Annotated in this window: 21 protein-coding genes and 3 pseudogenes; 9 read left to right on the top strand and 15 right to left on the bottom strand. The window is 59.6% G+C overall.

Going from position 1 to position 23,826, the window contains the following annotated elements:
- Positions 1-44 precede the first annotated feature (44 nt).
- The 6 genes and pseudogenes from acs to AC3WOG_RS24100 form a co-directional block, all read right to left on the bottom strand.
- On the bottom strand, positions 45-2,051 hold the full coding sequence (gene acs, locus AC3WOG_RS24125; RefSeq protein ID WP_492580423.1) for an acetate--CoA ligase: 2,007 nt from the start codon (positions 2,049-2,051) through the stop codon (positions 45-47).
- Between the two features lie 212 nt (positions 2,052-2,263).
- Positions 2,264-2,476, bottom strand: coding sequence for a hypothetical protein (locus tag AC3WOG_RS24120; RefSeq protein ID WP_492582559.1), 213 nt, complete (start codon positions 2,474-2,476; stop codon positions 2,264-2,266).
- Between the two features lie 179 nt (positions 2,477-2,655).
- Positions 2,656-3,885: a hypothetical protein gene (locus AC3WOG_RS24115; protein ID WP_492580422.1), complete on the bottom strand. Its 1,230-nt coding sequence runs from the start codon at positions 3,883-3,885 to the stop codon at positions 2,656-2,658.
- A gap of 668 nt (positions 3,886-4,553) precedes the next feature.
- On the bottom strand, positions 4,554-4,715 hold the full coding sequence (locus tag AC3WOG_RS24110; protein ID WP_492580421.1) for a transposase: 162 nt from the start codon (positions 4,713-4,715) through the stop codon (positions 4,554-4,556).
- A 214-nt stretch (positions 4,716-4,929) separates the two neighbouring features.
- A pseudogene (locus AC3WOG_RS24105) lies at positions 4,930-5,010 on the bottom strand (hypothetical protein); the annotation flags it as partial.
- Positions 5,011-5,062: 52 nt separating this feature from the next.
- On the bottom strand, positions 5,063-5,461 hold the full coding sequence (locus tag AC3WOG_RS24100) for a nuclear transport factor 2 family protein (protein WP_492580420.1): 399 nt from the start codon (positions 5,459-5,461) through the stop codon (positions 5,063-5,065).
- Between the two features lie 80 nt (positions 5,462-5,541).
- Here AC3WOG_RS24100 and AC3WOG_RS24095 point away from each other — a divergent pair, with 80 nt between their 5' ends.
- Positions 5,542-6,483: a LysR substrate-binding domain-containing protein gene (locus AC3WOG_RS24095; protein ID WP_492582427.1), complete on the top strand. Its 942-nt coding sequence runs from the start codon at positions 5,542-5,544 to the stop codon at positions 6,481-6,483.
- 80 nt (positions 6,484-6,563) lie between these two features.
- A pseudogene (locus tag AC3WOG_RS24090) lies at positions 6,564-6,653 on the top strand (transposase); the annotation flags it as partial.
- A gap of 41 nt (positions 6,654-6,694) precedes the next feature.
- Here AC3WOG_RS24090 and panB read toward each other — a convergent pair.
- The 9 genes and pseudogenes from panB to AC3WOG_RS24045 form a co-directional block, all read right to left on the bottom strand.
- The gene (panB, locus tag AC3WOG_RS24085; protein ID WP_492580419.1) at positions 6,695-7,609 is read right to left on the bottom strand and encodes a 3-methyl-2-oxobutanoate hydroxymethyltransferase; all 915 of its coding nucleotides are present in this window, start codon (positions 7,607-7,609) and stop codon (positions 6,695-6,697) included.
- Between the two features lie 322 nt (positions 7,610-7,931).
- Positions 7,932-8,156, bottom strand: a pseudogene (locus tag AC3WOG_RS24080) (DDE-type integrase/transposase/recombinase); the annotation flags it as partial.
- A 365-nt stretch (positions 8,157-8,521) separates the two neighbouring features.
- Positions 8,522-9,304, bottom strand: a complete 783-nt coding sequence (locus AC3WOG_RS24075; protein WP_492580418.1) for a class II aldolase/adducin family protein — start codon at positions 9,302-9,304, stop codon at positions 8,522-8,524.
- Between the two features lie 104 nt (positions 9,305-9,408).
- Positions 9,409-10,341 (bottom strand): electron transfer flavoprotein subunit alpha/FixB family protein, encoded by a 933-nt coding sequence (locus AC3WOG_RS24070; protein ID WP_492580417.1) that lies wholly within the window; start codon positions 10,339-10,341, stop codon positions 9,409-9,411.
- A gap of 22 nt (positions 10,342-10,363) precedes the next feature.
- Positions 10,364-11,113 (bottom strand): electron transfer flavoprotein subunit beta/FixA family protein, encoded by a 750-nt coding sequence (locus tag AC3WOG_RS24065; protein ID WP_492580416.1) that lies wholly within the window; start codon positions 11,111-11,113, stop codon positions 10,364-10,366.
- A 94-nt stretch (positions 11,114-11,207) separates the two neighbouring features.
- Positions 11,208-11,924, bottom strand: coding sequence for an ABC transporter ATP-binding protein (locus tag AC3WOG_RS24060; protein ID WP_341314510.1), 717 nt, complete (start codon positions 11,922-11,924; stop codon positions 11,208-11,210).
- The gene (locus AC3WOG_RS24055) at positions 11,924-12,697 is read right to left on the bottom strand and encodes an ABC transporter ATP-binding protein (RefSeq protein WP_492580415.1); all 774 of its coding nucleotides are present in this window, start codon (positions 12,695-12,697) and stop codon (positions 11,924-11,926) included. The genes AC3WOG_RS24060 and AC3WOG_RS24055 overlap by 1 nt, the downstream gene beginning before the upstream one ends.
- A gap of 41 nt (positions 12,698-12,738) precedes the next feature.
- Positions 12,739-13,908: an ABC transporter permease subunit gene (locus AC3WOG_RS24050; RefSeq protein WP_492580414.1), complete on the bottom strand. Its 1,170-nt coding sequence runs from the start codon at positions 13,906-13,908 to the stop codon at positions 12,739-12,741.
- Between the two features lie 19 nt (positions 13,909-13,927).
- Positions 13,928-14,878, bottom strand: coding sequence for a branched-chain amino acid ABC transporter permease (locus AC3WOG_RS24045; protein ID WP_492580413.1), 951 nt, complete (start codon positions 14,876-14,878; stop codon positions 13,928-13,930).
- Between the two features lie 521 nt (positions 14,879-15,399).
- Here AC3WOG_RS24045 and AC3WOG_RS24040 point away from each other — a divergent pair.
- The 7 genes from AC3WOG_RS24040 (at position 15,400) to AC3WOG_RS24010 (ending at position 23,754) form a co-directional block, all read left to right on the top strand.
- Complete coding sequence (locus AC3WOG_RS24040; RefSeq protein WP_492580412.1) at positions 15,400-17,499, top strand: hydantoinase/oxoprolinase family protein; 2,100 nt, start codon at positions 15,400-15,402, stop codon at positions 17,497-17,499.
- A gap of 14 nt (positions 17,500-17,513) precedes the next feature.
- Positions 17,514-19,196, top strand: coding sequence for a hydantoinase B/oxoprolinase family protein (locus tag AC3WOG_RS24035; RefSeq protein ID WP_492580411.1), 1,683 nt, complete (start codon positions 17,514-17,516; stop codon positions 19,194-19,196).
- Positions 19,197-19,206: 10 nt separating this feature from the next.
- Positions 19,207-20,037 (top strand): NAD-dependent epimerase/dehydratase family protein, encoded by an 831-nt coding sequence (locus AC3WOG_RS24030; RefSeq protein ID WP_492582426.1) that lies wholly within the window; start codon positions 19,207-19,209, stop codon positions 20,035-20,037.
- Positions 20,038-20,075: 38 nt separating this feature from the next.
- A complete protein-coding gene (locus tag AC3WOG_RS24025; RefSeq protein WP_492580410.1) occupies positions 20,076-21,272 on the top strand; it encodes an NAD(P)/FAD-dependent oxidoreductase in 1,197 nt (398 codons plus the stop codon).
- 35 nt (positions 21,273-21,307) lie between these two features.
- The gene (locus tag AC3WOG_RS24020) at positions 21,308-22,048 is read left to right on the top strand and encodes an SDR family oxidoreductase (protein WP_492580409.1); all 741 of its coding nucleotides are present in this window, start codon (positions 21,308-21,310) and stop codon (positions 22,046-22,048) included.
- A 24-nt stretch (positions 22,049-22,072) separates the two neighbouring features.
- Positions 22,073-22,825, top strand: coding sequence for an SDR family NAD(P)-dependent oxidoreductase (locus AC3WOG_RS24015; protein WP_492580408.1), 753 nt, complete (start codon positions 22,073-22,075; stop codon positions 22,823-22,825).
- A 176-nt stretch (positions 22,826-23,001) separates the two neighbouring features.
- Positions 23,002-23,754, top strand: coding sequence for a FadR/GntR family transcriptional regulator (locus tag AC3WOG_RS24010; RefSeq protein WP_492580407.1), 753 nt, complete (start codon positions 23,002-23,004; stop codon positions 23,752-23,754).
- Positions 23,755-23,826 lie beyond the last annotated feature (72 nt).

Below are 23,826 nucleotides of genomic sequence, written 5' to 3'. Positions count from 1 at the left end.
CGGCTCGTCTCCGCTTCTGACATATAGCGTTAATCCCGCATTCACTAGAACGCCTCGCCCAGTTGGTCCAGAATGGACGGATTCTCGAGAGTCGAGACATCCTGCGTGATCTTTTCGCCTTTTGCCAAGGAACGCAGTAATCGTCTCATGATCTTTCCCGAGCGCGTCTTAGGCAAGTTGTCGCCGAACCGGATGTCCTTCGGTTTGGCAATGGGTCCGATCTCCGTGCCAACCCACTTACGCAATTCCGCGGCGAGCTGCCGGGCTTGCGCGCCGGACGGGCACTCAAGCTTGAGTACCACGAAGGCGCAGATGGCTTCCCCGGTCACTTCGTCAGAGCGCCCCACCACGGCCGCCTCCGCGACCATAGGGTGAGCGACCAGTGCGGACTCGATTTCCATCGTACCCATCCGGTGGCCGGAGACGTTGAGCACGTCGTCGATGCGTCCTGTGATGGTGAAATATCCGCTGTCCTTGTCGCGGATCGCCCCATCCCCGGCGAGATACACGTCCCCTCCGAGTTCCGCCGGGAAATAACTCTGCCTGAACCGTTCGGCATCAGCCCAGATCGTTCGGATCATCGATGGCCATGGGCGCTTGATGGCGAGGAGGCCGCCGCTGCCGTTGGGCAACGCCTGCCCGGTTTCATCGACGACCGACGCCATGATGCCCGGCAACGGAAGCGTGCACGAACCTGGGACGAGCGGGGTGGCGCCCGGCAAAGGCGCAATCATGTGCCCCCCCGTTTCGGTCTGCCAGAATGTATCGACAATCGGGCAGCGGTCCCCACCGACGTGATGGTAGTACCACATCCACGTATCAGGGCTGATCGGTTCGCCAACGGTGCCCAGTAGTCTCAAGCTCGAGAGGTTATAGCCCGCAGGATGAATTTCAGCATTCGCTTCCGCCGCCTTGATCAGTGACCGGATAGCTGTGGGCGCGGTATAGAAAACGCTTACCTTGTGGCGCGCGATCATGTCCCAGAAGCGACCCGCGTCCGGGTAAGTTGGCACGCCTTCGAACATCACTTGCGTCGCGCCCGCTGCGAGCGGCCCGTACGCGATATAAGTATGCCCTGTGATCCAGCCGATATCTGCGGTACACCAGAACACGTCGTCGACCTTGATGTCGAACGTCCATTTCATCGTGAGCATCGCCCACAGAAGGTAGCCGGCCGTGCTGTGCTGCACACCCTTGGGCCGCCCGGTGGATCCGGAGGTGTACAGGACAAAGAGAGGGTGTTCGGCGTCTACCGGTTCGGCGTCGCAAATATCGGACTGGTCTGCCGAAATTTCGTGCATCCAGCGGTCACGATTTTCTGTCCACCTGATCCTGCCGCCCGTTCGCCGGTAGACGATCATGTGACGCACGGATTCGCAACCTCCCAGTTCGATCGCCTCATCCGCAATCGCCTTAAGCGGGAGTGCTTTCCCCGCCCGCATCTGTTCATCTGCCGTGACAAGCGCTACTGCACCGAGATCCGCGACGCGCTCCTGCAGCGCCTTCGCGGAAAAGCCACCGAATACCACCGAATGCGTCGCTCCGATCCGCGCGCAAGCCTGCATCGCCACTACACCTTCGATCGACATCGGCAGATAGATGACGACACGATCACCCCTGGCGACGCCAAGGTCCTTGAGCGCGTTCGCGAAGCGGCAGACTCTGGCATGCAACTCACGGTACGTGACGCTCGTCAGGGTCCCGTCATCGGCCTCGAACAGGATGGCCAACTTGTCGCCGTTCCCATTGTGGAGGTTGCGGTCCAGACAGTTGTATGACGCATTGAGCTGGCCGTCCCCAAACCATCGATATAACGGTGCGTTGCTTTCATCAAGGACTTCGGTGAACTGCTTCGACCACAACAGATTGGCCCGGGCAAGGCGGGCCCAGAATCCTTCATAATCCCGTTCGGCTTCGGCGCAGAGCGCGTCGTAATGTTCCATACCTGGGATTGTCGCCCCCTTTGAAAACGCATCGGGTACGTTGAAAACGCGGCTCTCTCGCGTCATTGATTCGATGTCGGGCAAGTTCTCTCCTCCGAATGGCTTCATGTGGGTGTTTCCTCGGACAATCTTCGCCGTATGTCATGCCACGCTCTTCGATACGGCTCGCGTCCTTGTTCTTCGCGTTCGCACCGTAACCTGCGCGCCTCCGCAGATCAATTAACCAGGGTGGCAGATATTTACCTCAGTTGAAAAGCCCACACTGTCCGCTTCAGAGATAACGTCAAGAGTGGTGTACGGGCAGTTGATGGCCAACGACGTCAAGCGGCGAGTCTCTGCTGAACCGGTCGATCGTCCGGTTCGCCGTCCTTGACGGCAATGCCCTCCAGCAACAGCTTGATCTGTTCGGGGCCGTTGCTGCGGCGCCAGGTTTTCCCCAACAGAATGCCGCGCTTGTAGAGGAGGCGGCGGCTGCCGCGCACGCCATGTCCGAACAAGCCCGGGGATTGCGCGAAACTGTCGTCGGCGCTCATGCAGAACCACGGCCCGCATCGTCGAGCGACGCCACGCTCAAAAGGCCCCGACTCCCGCCGCTGCAGCCTGGCTTGAGCCGCCGACGCACACTGCGTTCTGGGCGACCTCAGGTGGCCGGGATCTGGGCGCCTGTTAGCGCTCCAGCCCCGGCTATATCGATCGCCCGCTCGCCGTGCTGCTATCGGGCGGCAAACACCGATACCCCTCCGTTGACAAACCCGTTCGATGCGCAGTCAGGACAACCAGCCGGCAGGGTGGCAGAAGAGTAGGGAACAAAGACGAGCCCAGTTGCGGGATCAATCGCGACCGAATGCGCATTGTTGCCGGTGTTCAGCCGCGCCGTAACGCTGCGCGAGCCAGCGTCGACGATCGTGAGCATCGGTTTGCACGGCGACGCCGCGGTGCACGTTCCGTTCGCTGAAGCGTTGCCCGATGCAGTCCACCGGCTTGTCGCGTTGTAGTATCGGTTCGTCGCGGCGTCGTATTCGAGTTGATCGCCGCCGCCCGCGTTAAGTGAAGCGACGAGCGCGCCGCTTGCCCGGTTGAAGATTTGCATCAACAGTGGCGAGCCTGTAGTCGCCTCGCGGCACCCAACGGCGATGTCGGTGCCCGGCCCTAGCGCAAGACCGGTCGGATCGCAATTGCCTTCCGGGTACATCGCTACACCCGAAAGGGCCGTGTAATTCTGCGTCGTCCCAGACGGTATCGCGCGAATCGCTGCGCCCGGCAGCTTGACCAGTTCGCCATGCGGATTTGCAGTGCTTCCATCGACGTTGACATAGAAGTTGTCGCTTGCCGCGTCGTACACGCACGCCTCCAGCCCCGCAGTGGGTTGACCGGCCGCGTCCGTGAAGGTGACTTTCGCGATCACACTTTGAGTGGTTGTGCTGATGAACGTCGCGAATGGCGTCGGCTCTTCGGGACTGGAGATCATGAAGATGCCGTGCGTCGAGTCGAGACAACCCTCGTCCGCCCGCACGCCGGTGGCGCTGACAGGGATGTTGGTGAGCACGGCGCCCGCAGCAGGATCGACGATTTTCACGGAGTTGACGTCACCGGTATAGATGAGGCTGCCGACCGGCGTTGCGCCATCGGGCCCGGACGTCGAATTCGAGCCCGACCCAAGACCTGCGAAGGCGAGATTCCCGCTGCCCTGGATCGACTTGACAAAGGTCTTGGTCGGAATGTCTATCACGTCCAGAGCGGCGTTATTGCGATCGGTGAAATAGTAGCGGTTGCCGTTCGTGATGCCGATATCGAACGAAAAGTTGCCCCCTGCTTTCACGTTCGGTACCGCAATGTCGGCGACAAAGTGTGGTCCTGTTCCCACGTTATCATTGCCGCCACAACCGGCCAGCGCAAACACCGCGCTTACGACCGAAGCCTTTACCCATGCTGACCTGTGCATCTTATATCTCCTATATTCTCGTTACTCACTGGATGACCGCACGCGCGATGCGCGTCCGGAGCAAGCGCGGAACCTTGCCTACGGATACGAGAAATGCAACGTATCCATGTGCTCACTACTGTCGCTTTCCTGGGTTGGCGTTCGCGATAATGGCCGAAGCTGCCGACACGTGTCCGCTTTTCGGCGACGAATTTCAACTTCCATATGTCTGCTACGGGTGACCCGAAGCAGACACTGGCGAGGCGGCGTTAGAGAAGGCCAGGTAGGCTGTAGTAGCAAGAATTCGCCGGCGTTTTGTGATCTGGCGAACTCCCATATCGCCCGGAGAAATCAGGTTTCGAACGACACCTACGATTCAGTCGATCGGCAATACCACCTCATCCGTGATCGAACCGATGGGCGGCAGTCGGCGATGTTTTTCCGCGAGACGGGTGGCCGAGCCGGAATGGGACGGACTTTGATTGGACATACCACTCTCGCTGGAAACTTGAATCGAGTCTATGGTGCGAGCGACATCGGTTCAATTACGCCCGACGGGAATTCGTTATCTCCGAGCTAACGATCTTGTTAAGGTGAAGGAAGAAACCGTGACAGGATGGGCAAGACGGTCATCGGCGTGCGCCTTAGGGGTTATCCCGCGTTTGATCGCTGCTTGAATCGGGGTGGACTCAGGATTCACCCCAACGTACGTTAGCCACGTCGCGCACGAGCGCGAGGAGCCGCTGGTTGGAGATGGCGACGCGGTGGGTATAGTGCGGCAGGCCCCCGCCAGGGACGATGCCATGCAAGTGTGGATAGTGCGTCAGTGCCGAGCCCCACGTGTGCAGCACGAGCTAGGCACCGATCTGTGCGCCCAGACGCCCCGGATCGGCGGCGATAGTGCGCAGGGTTTCGGCGGCGACATCGAACAGCAGGCCGCAAATCACCAGCTTGTTGTACCAGGCAATCGCACTGATCGCGGCGGGCAGCGTAAAGACGACTTGGATACTCCGCGGGCAGCAGATCGGCCTGACACGCCTCGAGCCACCGGTGTGCGGCGCTCGCCCGGCACCTGGGGCAATGGCGGTTGCGGCACGTAATTGTAGGTGACCTCGACCTGTGCGCAGCCGGAACAGCGCAACACATGTCCAACCCAGCGCGGCACTGTTCAATCAACTCTGCGCATGCGCGGTCCACACTACGCGTACTTATCGCCGACGGTGCTGCGGATCGGATAAGTGTCGTACACAATTATCATGCGCTCGACCAGCCCGTTTGCGTCGAACTCGAACACATCGACGCACTCGAAGCGCACGGCGGAACCGTCTTTCAGCACCCAATCGTAGATGAAGTAACCCGTCGCACGCCTGGCGCCCGCTGTGCTGACACAGATGTCGATAGGCGTAATCTTGCTCTCTCCCGACGCCTCGCTGACTTTGGCAAAGAACGGGGCAGCTTGCATCCAGCCGAGAAACGGCGAGAAAATCTGTGCGTCCGGTGCAAACAGTGCGCAGATCGCGGCGACGTCGCCGCGCTCCAGCGCTTTGAGGTAAGCGCGAACCTGCTGCGTATAGAGTAATTCAGGCGACGACACCACAGTAACCTCCGATAATTCGTTAAAGACGCTGCCCGGTCAAACGAGCATGCACCCGGTTGAAACACGATAGCGACGCACAGATGACCGAACAATCGAATAATCCGCAAGCCGGGTATGCGACCGGAACATACCCCTTGGCCGATCTGACTCGCCTGCTACCAACGCTAACCGGGTTTCAGGCGTTCGTCGCTGCGGCATATCTCGGCAGTGTCAGCAAGGCCGCAGATCATCTGTGCCGCACTCAGGGAGCGGTCAGCCGCCAGATCCAGCAACTGGAAGCGCATTATCAATGTGCTCTGTTCGTGCGCCACGCATCGGGCCTCGCGTTGACAGCCGAAGGAGACACGCTGCTTGCGGTGGCGGTCCACGTGCTGACGCAACTCGTTCAGCATGCTGATATTCAGCATGACGCGGCGCCGGTGATCACGGTGCGATTACCGTCCACGTTTTCAATTCGCTGGTTGCTGCCACGGCTGGCAGACATCAACAATGCGCTGGGCGGCACTGAACTGCGCATCTCGACATCCGCTGACGACATGCCGGATTTCACCGCGCCGGATGTCGACGCCATTGTCGTGCGTGGCACCGGACAGTGGGTGGGCGTTGAAGCGGTACCGCTGTTTGTCGAGACGCTCACGCCCATGTGCGCACCCGCGTTGGCTGCGTCACTCAAATCGGTAGCCGATCTTGCGGATGCCACCCTGCTACATCCCGGACCGGGTTATGCGGAATGGTGTTGTTGGGTTGATGGCGTCGGGGCGACGCAAATCAATGCCCGGCGCGGGCTTGTATTCGATACCCTCGAGTTGACGCTCACCGCCGCGGCAGAAGGCCACGGGATTGCAATCGGCGATCCACGCATGGCAAAAGAACGACTCGCAGCAGGTTCGCTGATGACGCCGTTTCGCGAGGTGGTGCAAAACAGTGCGTCGTACTTTCTGGTATATCCATCTCAACGTGCGGCTCAGCCGAAGATTCGTGCCCTAGCCGACATCCTCGTGCGGCTGGCGCAAGAAGAATGACTCACGCGAGTGTGCCGATGGCCAGCGCCGTACGCAGCGTTTCCTGCGATTGCGGCACACCGGCCGACACGCCGGGTCGTTCGATTTCCGAACTGCCGGGCATCGGCTGGCTCACTGCCACTACATTGGCCGCAACAATTGGAGATGCGAGGACATTCAGGTCCGGACGCTCGATTCAATGCGGTCACCGTCGATCTAAGCGTTGGTCCGCCTACCAGGCGTGCTGTTCGTTGTTGGGAAACGATCCATCCCTGACGGATGCGACATATGCTGCGAACGCGGCACCCACGTCGCCCGTTTCCTGCATGAAATTCCGCACAAATTTCGGCATGCGTCCAAGATTGATCCCGAGCATGTCGTGCATGACCAGAACTTGACCCGCCGTACCATTCCCCGCGCCGATGCCGATGGTTGCGCACGATGTCATTTCGTCCGTGATACTTTTCGCCAACGGAGCGGTGATCATTTCAAGCACCATCATTGTCGCGCCGGCGGTTTCGAGCTCCAACGCATCAGTGCGTAAGCGATCGGCGGCATCCTTTTGGCGCCCTTGGACGCGATAACCTCCAAGCGCCGATACGGTCTGTGGCGTGAGCCCCAAATGTGCGCAAACGGGAATTCCCCGGTCAACCAGGAATCCGACCACTTCGGACGTCCAGCCGCCCCCCTCAAGCTTGACCATGTGGGCGCCAGCCTGCATAAGCTGCACTGCCGATGCGATAGCTTGCTCGCGCGATTGCTGATAGCTGCCAAACGGAAGGTCCGCGATGACCATGGCAGCTCCTTGGGAGCGTGCAAGCCCTTGGGATACACATTTCGTGTGATATGCCATCTCTTCCAGCGACACTCCGACGGTGCTTGTCATGCCCTGACATACCATTCCCAGAGAGTCTCCAACCATGATGCAATCGACGCCCGCGGCATCTGCAACTGCGGCGAACGTGGCGCCATACGAGGTGAGCACCGCGATCTTTTCATTTCTCGCACGCATTTCGGCGATGTGTCCCGTGGTGACCTGTCTTCGCTTCCTATCGGTGTGGCTCTGGTTGATTCCATACGGGGCGGATGTATGCTCCGCAGCCTCCGGAAGAGAGGCTGGCGTATTCCCAATTGAGCTGTCTGACATATTGGTAGAACCTGAGAAGAAAGAGCGGGTACTGGACCTGCGTTCCAGCGCCTTAACGGGAAATGGGAGCGTTGTACGCTCCCATTCTTGTCGTCTGCTGGATCCGGAAGGGACAGCCTTGAAGCCCAAGTAAGACGCGTGTAGCGACCGGAAACTCACCTGACGACAAAAACACTGCCAGCGTTTTTACCACAAACGAGACGCAAGTGGATAAGGGCAACGTCAGCGCGGGCGCAACGCGCCGAAGCGTGCGACAGCCTCTTGTAGCGTCTGGTGCAAACAGCGGCGGTCAAGGAGAAGCGGCGTGCTCACCGTTACCTTATCAAGCTGAAAGAACCGTCTTCCAGACAGCAGACACAGTGAGATCTTTGAGATGCAGACTCGTGAGATCGAACTGTGCTTTGCGAATGCGATGCGCCAGCTCGATGCCAGCGATCGTGACGGCCGCGTTTCTGAACCGTTTGAAGCCGAGCATGACATGGGTCCGGGACTTGACGTTGTGGTGGTCCTGCTCGATCAGATTGTTGAGATATTTCGAGGATCGGACCTTAGGTGCGCCGCGCACAACTCACAGGGAGCGCGTCAATAAGCTTCGGGACGGGATCCGAAATACTTGCAGGTTGTCTTTAGCGCGTCTTCTTTCGCCGTGATTGAGACCACGGCTCCGGGCGCGATCTCAAATGTGCCATCGGTGCGACTGGCTCGCAGCAACGCGTTAAGTGGGCGGTATCGCCTAAGCGCCGAATTGATAAGCCAACACATCAAATCAACGCTGCTCGCTTGCCACTCCCGAACGACGTGACTCACCAGGATCGGGAACAACTATTCAAGCGCGACACGTACCCTGAAGCGGGCAACGCATCGCACCGCACACGGGCCGACGGCCACTGCAATATCTGCCCGGTAGATTGATTAGACCTTGTAGCTTCCGCTGTCCCGATCAAGAAGCCGCAGCAATGCCGTCCATTCCCGGTCGAGGTGCACCGTGTCAAGGTATGCATAGTCATCGTGCTGCTTGGCCGCGTGCTCGCAAACCTCCGGTGAAGGAATGACGACTTTCTGTCCGGCCGACAACGTTGCAACCTGAATTTCGCAGGCCTTGTTAAGGTAATACATACGGGTGAATGCCTCGGCAACTGAGCGGCCCGTCGTCAACAGGCCGTGGTTACGCAAGATCAGGTAATCCTTATTGCCGATCGACTTCACAATGCGCTCACGCTCGTCAAGCTCGAGCGAAATGCCTTCGTATTCGTGATAGGCGACGCGATTATAGAACTGCATGCTGATCTGATTCAGCGGCAGGAGGCCGCATTCCATCGCGGCAACAGCCATACCGTAGGTTGTGTGCAGATGCACGACGCATTCGACATCGTGACGCGCCTGGTGCAACGCACTATGAATCGTGAATCCTGCCGCGTTGACTTCGAACCGGTCGTCATCGATCGGATTGCCGTTCACGTCAATCTTGACGAGCGACGACGCCGTGATTTCGTCGAAGAACCAGCCGTGCGGGTTGATCAGGAATTGGTCGTCCGTCCCGGGCACTCGGGCCGAGATGTGGGTGTAGATCAGATCGGTGAGTTCGAATTTGGCCGCCAAACGGTACGCGGCGGCGAGCTGGACACGAGTCTCCCACTCTGCCTGGGAAATGTTTCGGGGTTTGCGATTGACGTGCGGATCTGTGGTGGAAATCATGCTGAAATCTCTCTGTGTTTAAGATTAACAACTAGTCACGAGCAATTCATTAGCTGGGGAGCGACGCATCCAGCTGTTGTTCGGGTTGGTGAGTTGGGGAGGCTCTACAGTTCGGCGACAAGAAGCGGCAATGCTTCGAACAGATCGCCCACCAGACCGTAATCGGCCACGCTGAAAATCGGCGCTTCCGGGTCCTTGTTGATCGCCACGATCACCTTCGAGTCCTTCATGCCGGCCAGATGCTGGATCGCACCCGAGATGCCGACTGCCACGTACAGCTGCGGTGCGACGATCTTGCCGGTTTGTCCCACCTGGTAGTCGTTCGGCACGAAGCCCGCATCGACTGCCGCGCGCGATGCGCCCAGTGCGGCGTTCAGCTTGTCCGCCAGCGGTTCCAGAACCCTGGTGTAGTTCTCGCCGTTGCCCAGCCCCCGGCCACCCGACACGATGATCTTCGCCGACGTCAGTTCCGGACGGTCCAGCTTCGTCACTTCACGGCTCACGAACTGCGTGATGCCTGCGTCCGCTGCCGCTTCGATCTTCTCCACCGTTGCGCTGCCGCCAACGGCCGCGACCGCGTCGAAACCCGTCGTGCGGACCGTGATGACCTTGATCGGATCTTGAGATTGAACCGTTGCGATCGCGTTACCGGCGTAGATCGGACGTTCGAACGTATCCGCCGAATCCACTGCCGTGATGTCGCTGATCTGCGCGACGTCCAGCTTCGCGGCGATACGCGGCGCGATGTTCTTGCCGTATGCGGTGGCCGGCGCGAGGATGTGCGAGTAATCCTTCGCAATGTTCATCACCGTCGCTTCAACGTTTTCTGCGAGGCCCGCTTCAAGTTGCGGCGCGTCAGCGAGCAGCACCTTCGAAACCCCTGCAATCTTCGCCGCGGCATCGGCCGCCGCCTGTGCGTTGTGACCTGCCACCAGCACGTGAATGTCGCCGCCAATCTTCTGCGCGGCTGCAATCGTGTTCAGCGTCGCGGCCTTGATCGACGCACTGTCGTGTTCTGCTATTACCAGATTCGTCATTTGCTCTGTCTCCGCGTATTACTTAAAGCACCTTGGCTTCGGTCTTCAGCTTCTCGACCAGCGTCTTCACATCCGGCACCATCACACCGGCGGAGCGCTTCGGCGGCTCGGCGACTTTCAGCGTCTTCAGGCGCGGCGCGACGTCGACACCCAGGTCTTCCGGCTTGATGACTTCCAGCGGCTTCTTCTTCGCCTTCATGATGTTCGGCAGCGTCACGTAGCGCGGCTCGTTCAGACGCAGGTCGGTGGTGACCACAGCCGGCAGCTTCAGCGACAGCGTTTCGGCGCCGCCGTCCACTTCGCGCGACACGGTTGCCTTGCCGTCCGCGACGACAACCTTCGAGGCAAACGTCGCCTGCGGCAGATTAGCCAGCGCGGCGAGCATCTGGCCGGTCTGGTTCGAATCGTCGTCGATCGCCTGCTTGCCCAGAATCACGAGCGAAGGCTGCTCCCTGTCGACCAGCGCCTTCAGCAGCTTCGCAACGGCCAGCGGCTGCAGCTCTTCATTGGATTCGATCAGGATCGCGCGGTCCGCGCCGATCGCCAGCGCCGTGCGCAGCGTTTCCTGCGATTGCGCGACACCCGCCGACACGGCGATCACTTCGGTCGCCACGCCCGCTTCCTTCAGACGAACCGCTTCTTCCACCGCGATTTCGTCGAACGGATTCATCGACATCTTCACGTTCGCGATGTCGACGCCCGTGCCGTCCGACTTCACCCGGACTTTCACGTTGTAATCGACCACTCTTTTCACTGGCACCAATACCTTCATCACCGTTCCTTTGCATTGCCGTCATTGCACCAGTCGGAAGCAAACACCCTGCTCATCCGACCTTTGTGTCATTCACCCAGCCTACTTTCTTAACTTATTCACCCAGATACGCTGCCCGCACCTTCGGATCATCCAGCATCTGCTTCGCGTCGCCCGACATCGTCACCAGACCTGAGTCCATCACGTAGCCGCGATTCGCCGCCTGCAACGCGAGACGCGCGTTCTGCTCGACCAGCAGCACCGTCATGCCTTCCGCCGAGATCGACCGCACCACCTCGAAGATCTTCTCGACCATGATCGGCGACAGGCCCATCGACGGTTCGTCGAGCAACAGCAGCTTCGGCTTGCTGATGATCGCGCGCGCCATCGCCAGCATCTGCTGCTCGCCGCCCGAGAGCGTGCCCGCATACTGCGTCGCACGTTCCTTCAGGCGCGGGAAAAAGCCGAACATGCGATCGACGTCCGCCTTGATGCCGTCCGTATCGTTACGCAGATAGGCGCCCATCTGCATGTTTTCGACGATCGACATGCGCGCGAAAATACCGCGGCCTTCCGGCACCATCGCCAGACCGCGCTTGAGCAGTTCGTGCGCGGGCATGCCCTTGATCGACTGGCCCATGTACTCGATGTCGCCTGCCGAGTACGGCTTCAGACCCGTGATCGCCTTCATCGTCGTGGTCTTGCCCGCGCCGTTCGCGCCGATCAGCGTCACCAGCTCGCCCTGCGCGACTTCGAGGTCGATACCCTTGACTGCCTGAATGCCGCCGTAATTGACCTGCAGGCCCTTGATTTTCAACATTGCCGTAGCCATCAGTGGACCCCCGCACCCAGATAAGCTTCAATCACCTTCGGGTCCTTCTGCACGTCATGCGGCAGACCCTGGGCAATCACCTTGCCGTAATCGAGCACTGTCATCTGATTGCACAGGCCCATCACCAGTTTCACGTCGTGTTCGATCAGCAGGATCGTGCGGCCGTCGCTGCGGATCTTGTCCAGCAGCTTGGTCAGCTCGACCTTCTCCGTTGCATTCATGCCGGCGGCCGGCTCATCCAGCGCCAGCAGCTTCGGATCGGTCGCCAATGCGCGGGCGATTTCCAGACGACGCTGGTGGCCGTACGACAGGTTGCGCGACGTGTAGTCCGCGTACTGCGCAATGCCGACGTACTCCAGCAGTTCGACCGCGCGCTCCTTGATCTCGCGCTCTTCGCGGCGCTCGGACGGCGTCTGGAACACCGCACCCAGCAGGCCGTGCTTGGTGCGCACGTGACGGCCGACCATCACGTTTTCCAGCGCGGTCATGCCGCCGAACAGACGGATGTTCTGGAACGTACGGGCAATGCCCGCTTTGGCCACCTGATAGACGGCGGTCGGCGTGTAGGCGGCGCCGTCGAGCTTGAACTCGCCCGAATCCGGCGTGTACAGACCCGTGATCACGTTGAAGAAAGTCGTCTTGCCGGCGCCGTTCGGGCCGATCAGGCCATAAATCTGGCCCGACCCGATTTGCAGGCCGACGTCAGACAGCGCCTGCAGACCGCCGAAGCGCTTGTTGACGCCCTTCACTGACAGTCGAATGTTATCGCTCATATGTACTTCTCCTTACTCTGGTCCCATGCTCTGCCCGGCCGTTACGCGCGCACCGGCTTCTTGCCGCTGCGCTTCACCAGTTTCGCGATCCTGTCTTCATGCTTGGGCGACGGCCACAGCCCTTCAGATCGATACAGCATGATCAGCACCATGGCGAGTGCGTACACGAGCTGACGGATCACTTCGGTATCGACGACTTCGTGACCGAAGAGAAGATGCTGCAGCGGCCCCATTGTCGAGCGCAGGAATTCCGGCAGTACGGCGAGCAGCACCGCACCGAGAATCACGCCGGGGATGTGGCCCATCCCGCCCAGCACGACACAGGCGAGTACGACGATCGATTCCTGCAGCGTGAACGATTCCGGCGACACAAAGCCCTGGAACGAACCGAACATCGCGCCCGACAGGCCGCCGAACGATGCGCCCATCGCGAAAGCCAGCAGCTTCACGTTGCGGGTGTTGATGCCCATTGCCTTGGCGGCGATTTCGTCTTCACGGATCGCGGCCCATGCACGGCCGATCCGCGAGTGCTGCAGACGCGTACACACCCAGATCACCAGCAGCGCGCACAGCACAAAGGCGTAGTAATACAGATACACCGAAGGGAACTCGAATCCGAACAGCGTGTGCGTCTGCGCAAGACTGAAGCCGCCCACCGACACCGGGTCGATCCCCGTGATCCCCTTCGGACCATTAGTGATGTTCACCGGGCGGTCGAGGTTGTTCATGAAGATCCGTACGATTTCCCCAAAGCCCAGGGTCACGATCGCGAGGTAGTCGCCACGCAGACGCAGCGTCGGTGCGCCGAGCAGCACGCCGAACAGCGCGGCCAAACCCATCGCGCAGGGCACGATGATCAGGAACGGCACGTGCAGCCCGTTCGGCGCGAGATGTGCGATCCACTCGAACTGCGCCGGGAGGTGCGGCGAGCTGAGCAGCGCTGCGACATAGGCGCCGACCGCGTAGAACGCGATGTAGCCCAGGTCCAGCAGGCCGGCAAAGCCGACCACCACGTTCAGGCCCAGTGCCAACATCACGTACAGCATCGCAAAGTCGAGTACGCGGACCCAGTAGTTGCCGCCGGCTGCACCGATGATCATCGGTGCGGCGATCACGAACGCCGCAGTCAACAGTGCAACCAACACTCGCGAGCCAACCGTTTTCTCCGGCACAAGAGTTGTCGAGGGTTCAATACGTTGGATGGAAGTCATGATTCAAGCGTCTCCGGTCTTATGCGCGATCTGCAACGCGTTCGCCGAGCAAGCCGGACGGACGGAACACAAGGACGCAAATCAGAACGACGAACGCGAACACGTCCTGATAGTTGCTGCCGAATACGCCATCCGTGAGGTTGCCGATATAACCCGCCCCTAGCTGCTCGATCAGACCGAGCAGCACCCCGCCCACCATTGCGCCGCCGAGATTGCCGATCCCGCCCAGCACCGCCGCGGTAAAGGCCTTCAGACCCGGGATGAAGCCCATATAGAAGTGTGCGTTGCCGTATTCGGACGCGATCATCACGCCGGCCAGGGCGGCCAGCGCCGAGCCGATCATGAAGGTCGCCGAAATCACGAAATTCGGGTTCACACCCATCAGGCTTGCGACACCCGGGTTCTCAGCGATTGCACGCATCGCGCGGCCCAGCTTGGTCTTGTGAACCAGCAACAGCAGACCGCCCATCACGAGGAACGCCACGACCATGATCACGATTTCAGTCATCGAGATCACCGCGCCTGGCGTCGTGTCGGTGGCCTTGATCACGTTGATCGGGTCGGTGGGCAACAGCTGCGGAAACGCCAGCGGGTTGCGCGACCAGATCATCATCGCGAGGGTTTGCAGCAGGATCGACACGCCGATCGCTGTGATCAGCGGCGCCAGACGCGGTGCCTTGCGCAACGGCCGGTACGCAACCCGTTCGATCGTGTAGCCGACGGCAGCACATACGATCGCGGCGATCGTCAACGCAATCAGCAAAGTCGGGATTTTGCCCAGTCCTGGGAAGTGATTCTGCAGCACCGAGATGGCCGATAAAGCGACCAAAGCGCCAACCATGAGCACGTCACCGTGCGCGAAGTTGATGATGCCCAGAATCCCGTACACCATCGTGTAACCCAGTGCGATGATGGCGTAAATACTGCCCAGCACCAGCCCATTCAAGATTTGCTGAATAAAGATATCCACCGACACCCCACTACGCTCCAGCTGCGGGAGCAAACTGATCGATCGCACCATGAGTCACGCTGGCGCGACGCCGAATACCGAAGACAAAAGGTGCCTCGCAAACCAGCCTCGAAACGCACCAGCCAGGACAGCCTCACTTCTTCAAAAATCCCCTAAAAACATAATTTTTTTGCAGATTTACCTACTGCAGGTATAGTGGTTTACCGGTACCGTCCGGCCCGGAATCACCATGTATAAAGTCACATAAATTATTTATAAAACAATGCCTTACAATAACAACACCAGAGAGATGAATGACCCCAATCACGAAATTTAATTTGTTCGTGTTGACAGCACTGTAGGACGTCACTCATCATATGTCAACGGGCAAAAATAAAGACTTCAACGCTCATCGACATAGGCGGTGAGATGCCTGGCAGGGCGGTGCTGCGTGCTCCCCGCGTACGCCTTCCAATGTTCGTCAACGGGATTTCTCGCTAGGCGTTTGCCCAGCGCATGTGATGGTTTTAAACAGGAGAGTCATGGTGGCCAGTCACGACAAGGCACGGGTTGGTGTGGACATTGGTGGGACGTTCACCGACGTCGCGCTTGAACTCGGTGGAGAGCTTTTTTCCACCAAGGTCCTTACGGATTACACGGCGCCCGAGCGCGCCATCATCAAAGGCATCGGCATCGTCGCAGACAAGGCCGGGATCGAACTGAAGGACATTGGCGTCATCATCCATGGCACGACCCTCGCCACGAATGCGCTGATTGAACGACGTGGCGCGAAAACCGCCTTCGTCACGACTGAAGGTTTTCGCGATACGATCGAGATGCGAACCGAAAACCGGTTCGAACAGTACGATCTGAACATCAAACTCCCCCCTCCCCTTGTCGAGCGCTGCGACCGGTTCACCCTGAGCGAACGCGTCGACGCTCAGGGCGGCGTGCTGCTGGCGCCGACAGAAGCGCAGATCGCCGCCATCGTTCAGCGCATCGAACAGGGTGGTTATGAGAGCGTCGCCGTAGGCTTCATTCACGCGTATGTGAACGGCGTGAATGAACGCATGATGCGTGATGCGATCGAGCAGCGTCTGCCGAATGTCTCCGTGTCCATCTCGAGCGAAGTGTCGCCTCAGATCCGCGAATTCGAGCGTTTCAACACGGTCTGTGCGAATGCCTATGTTCGCCCGATCATGAAGTCCTATCTGGACCGCCTGCTCGGCAAAGTTCGGGAAGCCGGCGCAGTGTGTCCGATCTTCATCATTCACTCGGGCGGCGGTATTGTCTCGGTCGAAAGCGCATCCGAGTTCCCTGTGCGTCTGGTGGAATCGGGGCCAGCCGGCGGTGCAATTTTCGCCGCGCATATTGCCGCGCGCTACGACCTGAATACCGTTCTCTCGTTCGACATGGGCGGCACCACCGCCAAGATTTGCCTGATAGACGATCTCACGCCGAAAACCGCCAACACCTTCGAAGTAGCCCGCACCTACCGCTTCAAGAAAGGCAGCGGCATGCCGATCTCCATTCCCGTCGTGGAAATGGTCGAAATTGGCGCCGGCGGTGGCTCGATTGCCTCCCTCGACGTCATGCGCCAGATCCGGGTGGGCCCGCACAGCGCCGCCTCCGAGCCAGGTCCCGCGTGTTATCAGCGTGGCGGCACGCAGCCGACAGTGACCGACGCCGATCTGCTGCTCGGACGCCTCGACCCCGCGAACTTCGCAGGCGGATCGATCCCGCTGTCGATCGATGATGCAGCCGGCGCGATGGTCAAGCAGGTTGGCGGTGCGATCAACCTGAGCCCGGAAGAAACGGCCTACGGTGTCGCTGAAGTCGTCGACGAGAACATGAGTAATGCCGCGCGCGTGCACGCGGTCGAAAGCGGCAAGGATATCGGCGACTACACGATGATTACGTTTGGCGGTGCAGGTCCGCTTCATGCGGCGCGCCTGTGTGAGAAAAGCGGTATCAAGAAATTTATCGTTCCGCCGGGCGCGGGCGTCGGCTCCGCAATCGGCTTTCTGCGCGCACCGTTCGGCTATGAAAGCGTGCGCAGCGCCAGCATGCGCTTTAACGAGTTCGATGCCGACGCACTCAATGAAATCGTCGATCAACTCAGCGAGGAAGCCGTGCACTTCGCGCGCCAGGGCTCAGGTGACGCGGAGCCGATTGTCGAAATCAAGACCTTCATGCGCTATGTCGGCCAAGGCTGGGAAATTCCTGTCGCCGTCCCGTATCGGCGCTTTAACGCTGAAGATCGTGTCACGTTCGCGGAATCGTTCACGAAGGCGTACACGCAGTTCTTCGGTCGCCCGATCGACGGTCTCGACATCGAAATCGTCAGTTGGGCCGTGAAGGCAAGCTCGCCGTTGCCGCCTGTCGAGCGTCTACAGCTTATTACGTCTCGCGACGCGGTCGTTGCGCCGAAAACCCGCAAGATTTTCGATGCGGCATTGCATCGCTTTGTGGACGCCGCCATTGTCGAACGCGGTTCGCTGAAGATCGGCGAGAGCGTCGCAGGCCCGGCCATCATCGTCGAGCCGGAAACGTCGACGCTCGTCACGTCGTCCTTCGACGCCATGGTGCAGCCCGATGGCTGCCTGCTCGTGGTCGCCAAAGAACTGAACGCCGCCAAGTAATCAGGAGCAGAACCATGTCCCTCAGCAACCTTGACACCATCCACATGCAGGTCATGTGGAACCGCCTGATCTCCGTCGTCGAAGAACAGGCTATGGCCCTGATCCGCACGGCGTTCAGCACCAGTGTTCGCGAAGCGGGCGATCTGTCCGCCGGTATCTTCGACAAGCGCGGCCGTATGCTCGCGCAGGCGGTCACGGGCACGCCGGGTCACGTGAACACGATGGCCGAAGCCGTCGAGCACTTCATGAACGTGATCGGCACGGACAACATGTACGAAGGTGATGTGTACCTGACCAACGATCCGTGGAAAGGCACCGGCCACCTGCACGACTTCACCGTCGTCTCCCCTTCGTTCCACCATGGCGAGTTGATCGGCTACTTCGCCAGCACCGCGCACGTGGTGGACATCGGTGGCCGCGGGTTTGGTCCGGACTCGCGCGAAATCTACGAAGAGGGACTGTTCGTGCCGATCATGAAGCTGATCGAGCGCGGCGAAGTCAATCGCGATCTGATCAATATTCTGCGCAACAACGTGCGTGAAGCCGACAAGGTCGTCGGCGATCTGTACGCGCTCGCCTCGTGCAACGAAACGGGTCATAAGCGTTTGCTCGAGATGTTGAAGGAATTCGACCTCAAGGACGTGGAAGGCATCGGAGAATTCATTCTGGCGCGCAGCCGCGAAGCGACCCTCGAGCGTATCGCCGCGCTGCCGAAGCAAACCGAGACCAATCAGATGACGCTCGACGGCTATGACACGCCTGTCACGCTCAACGTCACGCTCACAGTCGGCGACGATCACCTGATGGCGGACTTTGCGGGCACTTCTCCGGCCAGCCCGTACGGCATCAATGTGCCCCTGCTTTATGCGAAAGCCTATGCCTGCTACGGCCTGAAATGCATCATCGCACCCGAGGTGCCCAACAACGCGGCGTCGCTCGAACCGTTCCGCGTGCAGGCGCCTGAGGGCTGCATCCTGAACGCCCAGCGCCCGAGCCCGGTTGCAGTTCGCCATGTGCTGGGCCACTTCGTGCCCGATCTCGTGCTCGGCGCATTGCACAAGATCCTCCCGGGCCGCGTACCTGCCGAAGGCTCCGGTGCACTGTGGAACCTGCATGTCAGCGCGCGACCGGTGCGCGAAGGTTCGGGCCTGAAGGGCAGTGAAATCCTGATGTTCAACAGCGGCGGCACGGGCGCACGTTCAGAGCTCGACGGCCTGTCCGCAACCGCGTTCCCCAGCGGCGTGCACGCCATGTCGGTAGAGGCCACCGAACAGGTCGGCCCGATCGTCGTCTGGCGCAAGGAAATGCGCTCGGGCTCCGGTGGTGCCGGCAAGCTGCGCGGCGGCCTTGGACAGATCGTCGAAATCGGACCGCGTGCTGGCTATCAGTTCCGCTTCAACGCGATGTTCGATCGCATTGATCACCCGGCACGCGGACAGTCCGGCGGCAAGTCTGGTGCCGCCGGCCAGGTCACCCTGTCGGACGGCACCAAAATGAAGGGCAAAGGCACGCAGATGGTCGCGGAACATCAGCGCGTCACGCTGTCGCTGCCCGGCGGGGGCGGCCTCGGCTCTCCGGCAGAGCGCGACAGGCACGCGCTGCTGCGCGATATCCGCAACGAATATATCTCTGAAGCGCAACTGCGTGACGACTACGGTGTAACGACCGCAGAGCTTTCAGCCTCGAACAAAGAGTAAGGAACACGCCATCATGAACATTACCAAGCCACCGTTCAAAAACATCCTGATCACCGGCGCGGGCGGGGCATTAGGCTCGGTGCTGCGCGACTCATTGCGCCCCTATGCCGAGACCCTCAGCCTGAATGGCCGTCAGTCGTTGGGCGAAGTTCGCGAGAACGAAAAACACTTCATTTGCGATCTGGCCGACCGCGACGCGGTGTTCGAGATGCTCAAAGGCGTCGACATGGTTATTCACATGGGCGGCGCACCTCGCGAAAACACCTTCCAGGTCATTCTGGATTCGAACATCGTTGGCAGCTACAACATCTACGAAGGTGCGCGACAGGCCGGCGTTAAGCGCGTGATCTACGCCAGCTCGGTCCATGCCATCGGATTCTATGAGTGTACGCAAACCATCGATGCCAATGCCCCGCAACGTCCCGACAGTCTATACGGCGTTAGCAAGACATTCGTCGAGAATCTGTCGCGGTACTACTTCGACAAGTTCGGCATCGAGTCCGTGTGCCTGCGGATCGGCTCCTGCTTCCCGAAACCCGTCGACCGTCGCATGCTCGCCACCTGGCTTTCCTACGATGATTTCTCGCACATGTGCATTCAGTCGCTCATGACGCCCAGCGTCGGACATATGATCGTGTATGGCAATTCGGCCAACAGCGCCAACTTCTGGGACAACACGCAAGCCGCTTATCTTGGATACCGGCCGAAGGATTCGGCTGACGTGTATCGCGCCGAGGTCTACGCGAATACGTCTGTTCCCGATCCGCGACATCCGGCGGTCCGCTTTCAAGGCGGGCAGTTCGCCGCCGACGGTCATTTCGAAGATCCCAAGACCGAGTAAGCACAACTACCCTGATTGACTTACTGGAAAGCACCAAAATGGCACAGCAAGCATCAAAGACCCACTACGACGTGGTGATCGTGGGCGGCGCAGTCGTAGGCAGCGCCACCGCCTATTTTCTGGCGAAGAATCCCGATTTCAACGGCTCGGTCCTGGTCGTGGAACGTGACTGGTCATACGCACAGTCTGCGACTGCCCTGTCGAGCGCATCGATCCGGCATCAGTTCTCCAACCCGTTGAACATCAAGATTTCGCAGTTCGGCACCGAGTTCATTCGCCATTTCCATGAACTCGTCGAGGTTGATGGAGACGCGCCAGAACTCGGCTTCAAGGAGAACGGCTACCTGTATCTCGGCGACGCGACCGGGGCGCCGATGTTCGAGCGCAACTACGCGACGCAGAGAGAAAACGGCGCCGATGTCGTGTTGCTCGATCAGGAAAAGCTCAAGGCCCGCTTCCCCTGGCTTAACACCGATGGACTCGTCAACGGCGTCTACGGCCAGACCGGCGAAGGCTGGTTCGACAGCTACGGTTTGCTGCAAGGCATGCGACGCAAGGCACGCGCTCTCGGCATCGAATACATCGAGAACGAGGTGGTCGACATTCGCCGTGAAGGCTCGAAGATCACCGGCGTCGTGCTCAAGAGCGGCGACACCATCAGCTGCGGGACGATGGTCAACGCCGCCGGCACGCGTGGGCCGGCGATGGCCCGGCTGGCAGGCCTGGATATCCCTGTCGAACCGCGCAAGCGCTGTCTTTTCGTATTCGATTGCCGTACGCCGCTGCAGGGCACGGTACCGCTCACGATCGACACAACAGGAATCTTTTTCAGGCCCGAAGGAAAATATTATCTGACGGGCTGCTATCCCGATCCGGATCCGCTCGCCGACGTGAACGATTTCGACGTCATCCATTCGGAGTTCGATGAGGTCATATGGCCGGCCCTCGCCGAACGGATTCCCGCATTCGAAGCCATCAAGGTCGTCAATGCGTGGGCAGGACACTACGACTTTTGCATGCTTGACCACAACGCGGTGGTTGGACCTCATTCCGAGGTAACGAACTACCTGTTTGCAAACGGATTCAGCGGTCATGGCCTGCAGCAGTCGCCTGCCGTAGGTCGCGGACTGAGTGAACTCATCACTTACGGCGAATACCGTGCACTCGATCTCGCGCCGCTGGGTTATCAACGTGTGGTTGAGAACAGGCCATTCCTTGAAGAAGGCGTGATCTGACGCTGGCCCTTCTTACCCGTTAAATCGACACACAAATGAACTCTCATCCCTACCGTGCCGCACTCGTGACTGGCGCTTCGAGTGGTATTGGTCGAGCAGTTGCAAGCCGGCTCGTGAAAGAAGGCTTGCATGTCTACGCGCTGGGTCGTGACGCCAGCGCGCTCGAAAGCCTGGCGCAGGAAGGCAATGTCACGCCCATCGCCATTGATCTGCGTGACACGTCTTCGCTGCGCGAACTCTTCGAGCGCGTCGAGATCGACGTCGTCGTCAACAATGCCGGACTCCTGCCGGCAATCGTCAAATTCGACGAATGCGCGACCCAAGATATCGACGACATGGTCGACATCAACCTTCGCGCGCCGTTGCGTCTCGCACACATGGCCCTCAACGGCATGTTGAAAAGAAAGCGTGGGCATCTTTTCTTCATCGGCTCAAGTGCGGGTCGTTTCCCGCATCCGAACACTGCCGTTTACGGCGCGACCAAAGCCGCAATCAGCATGTTCTGTGATTCGCTGCGTTGCGACCTGCTGGGCAGCAAAGTCCGCGTGACCGAGATCGCCCCGGGGCGGGTGCAGACGAACCTGTATCGCACCGCGCTTGGCGAGCAAGGCGCAAACGAGAAACTCTACGAGGCTTATCGCTCGATACAGCCTGAGGACATCGCGGAACTGGTCGCGACGGCGATCAAACTTCCGGACTCTGTCGACCTGTCGCGTATGGAAGTCTTTCCAACCGATCAGGCACCCGGTGGGTCGCAGATTGTCTCGGTGAAGTAACTTCTAACTGGAATAACCCGAACCATGAAGAATCAAAGAGCGGTAATCGTTGGCGGCGCCTCAGGCCTTGGTTTGTCTGTCGCAAGACTCATGCTGTCGGACGGCGCGGAAAGTATCGCGCTGATCGACAAGAATGGCCCCCTGCTCGAAGAGACCGTCGGTCAACTGAAGAAAGAAGGCCACAACGTCTTCGGAGCGGAAGGCGACATTACGCGCAAAGAGTCCGCACATGATGTTTTCCAGCGAACCGTTGCAGCGCTCGGCCGTGTCGACTGCCTGATAAACAGCGCCGCGATCTATCCGCGCCGGCCAATCCTGGAGATTTCCGACGACGACTGGGATCTGGAAAACGCGGTCAATATCAAAGGCACGTATCACATGATGGTCGCGGCGATCGAACACATGCGCAACCGCCCCAAGGTAGAAGCTCACGTGGCAGGCCGCATCGTCAACATCACATCGGTCGACGCTTTCAAGGCGCATCCGCAGAATGCTCACTACGCGGCGACAAAAGCCGCCGTTGTGAGCCTGACGAAGTCGTTTGCGGCCGAAGTTGCAAAGGATGGCATTCTCGTCAACTCAGTCGCGCCGGCCGGCTTTGCAACTGAAAAGGCGAAGAAAGCGGGTTTCCTCGGCGAGCTTGCGGCGGCAAATCCATTGGGACGCGCGGCCGAACCTGAGGAAATCGCGCAGTGGGTCGTCATGATGGCAAGCGCGCGTAACACCTATGCAACGGGCGAGAATGTCATCGTGAGCGGCGGCTATATCTACGCTTGAGCGACATCAACATCTCACCCCATGTCGTCAGTGGGGTGAGCCGCGACCGTAACATGACTGTGGTAAAGTCATACTATGTCATACGGCGCAGGTCAGACAGTTTTTACCCGCGCCGGCGCGGTATGTCTGCATCCGTGAATTGCAGAGCTCTCCTGACCCGGTGTGGAGCATTAGGAATGACTCTGGACGCTGAAACTTTACTGAAAAATGCTGCCAGTTCTGGAAAACGCCGCAGCCTGACCGAACTGGTCATCCAGGCACTGAGCGACAAGATTGAACGCGGCGAATACGCTCCAGGCGCGAAGCTCCCAACTGAACCCGAACTCTGTAACGAATTTGGCGTGAGCCGCACCGTGGTTCGCGAAGCCGTGGCGTCGCTCAAGCTGGGTCGCCGGCTGATCGCGCGTCACGGCGTCGGCGTATTCGTGGCGGATGGCAAGGGACCGTTGTCAGAGCCCGGTTATCTTGACACCGCTACGCTGAACAATTCAATGTATGTGCTTGAATTGCGTACGGGCGTTGAAACGGAATGTGCGGCCTACGCAGCCCAGCGCCGATCCGAGGCGCACCTTCGAGCCTTGAAGGAAGTCTATGCACGCATGGAAATCGTTGCCATAGACGACGATGCAGAATGCGCACGGGCCGACTTCGAGTTTCATCTGGCGGTTGCCACATGCTCGGAAAATCCGCACTTCGCGTCAATCCTGCGCACGCTGGGTCAGGAAATCATCATCGACCTGCGTCTGAAACACGGCAAAGCCAATCCCAAAGAGCGCAAGACGTATATCAGGCGGATCCAACGGGAGCATGGCGATATTCTCGACGCGATCGAACGCAAGGATGAGACTGCGGCGCGCCGGGCCATGCGGCGCCATCTGAACGAAAGTCTCGAACGCTACCATCACCTATCGAGCACGCGTTCTGAATGACGCTCAGGTCCTCGTGTTAGTTCGAGGATCTGATGTTCTCACTCACGTATCTGTCGAATCTCCACGCATCGG

It is taken from the genome of Paraburkholderia sp. FW306-02-B, assembly GCF_058782725.1.
The sequence above is the reverse complement of the archived record's forward strand: the minus strand, read 5'-3'. Positions and strand labels throughout refer to the sequence as shown.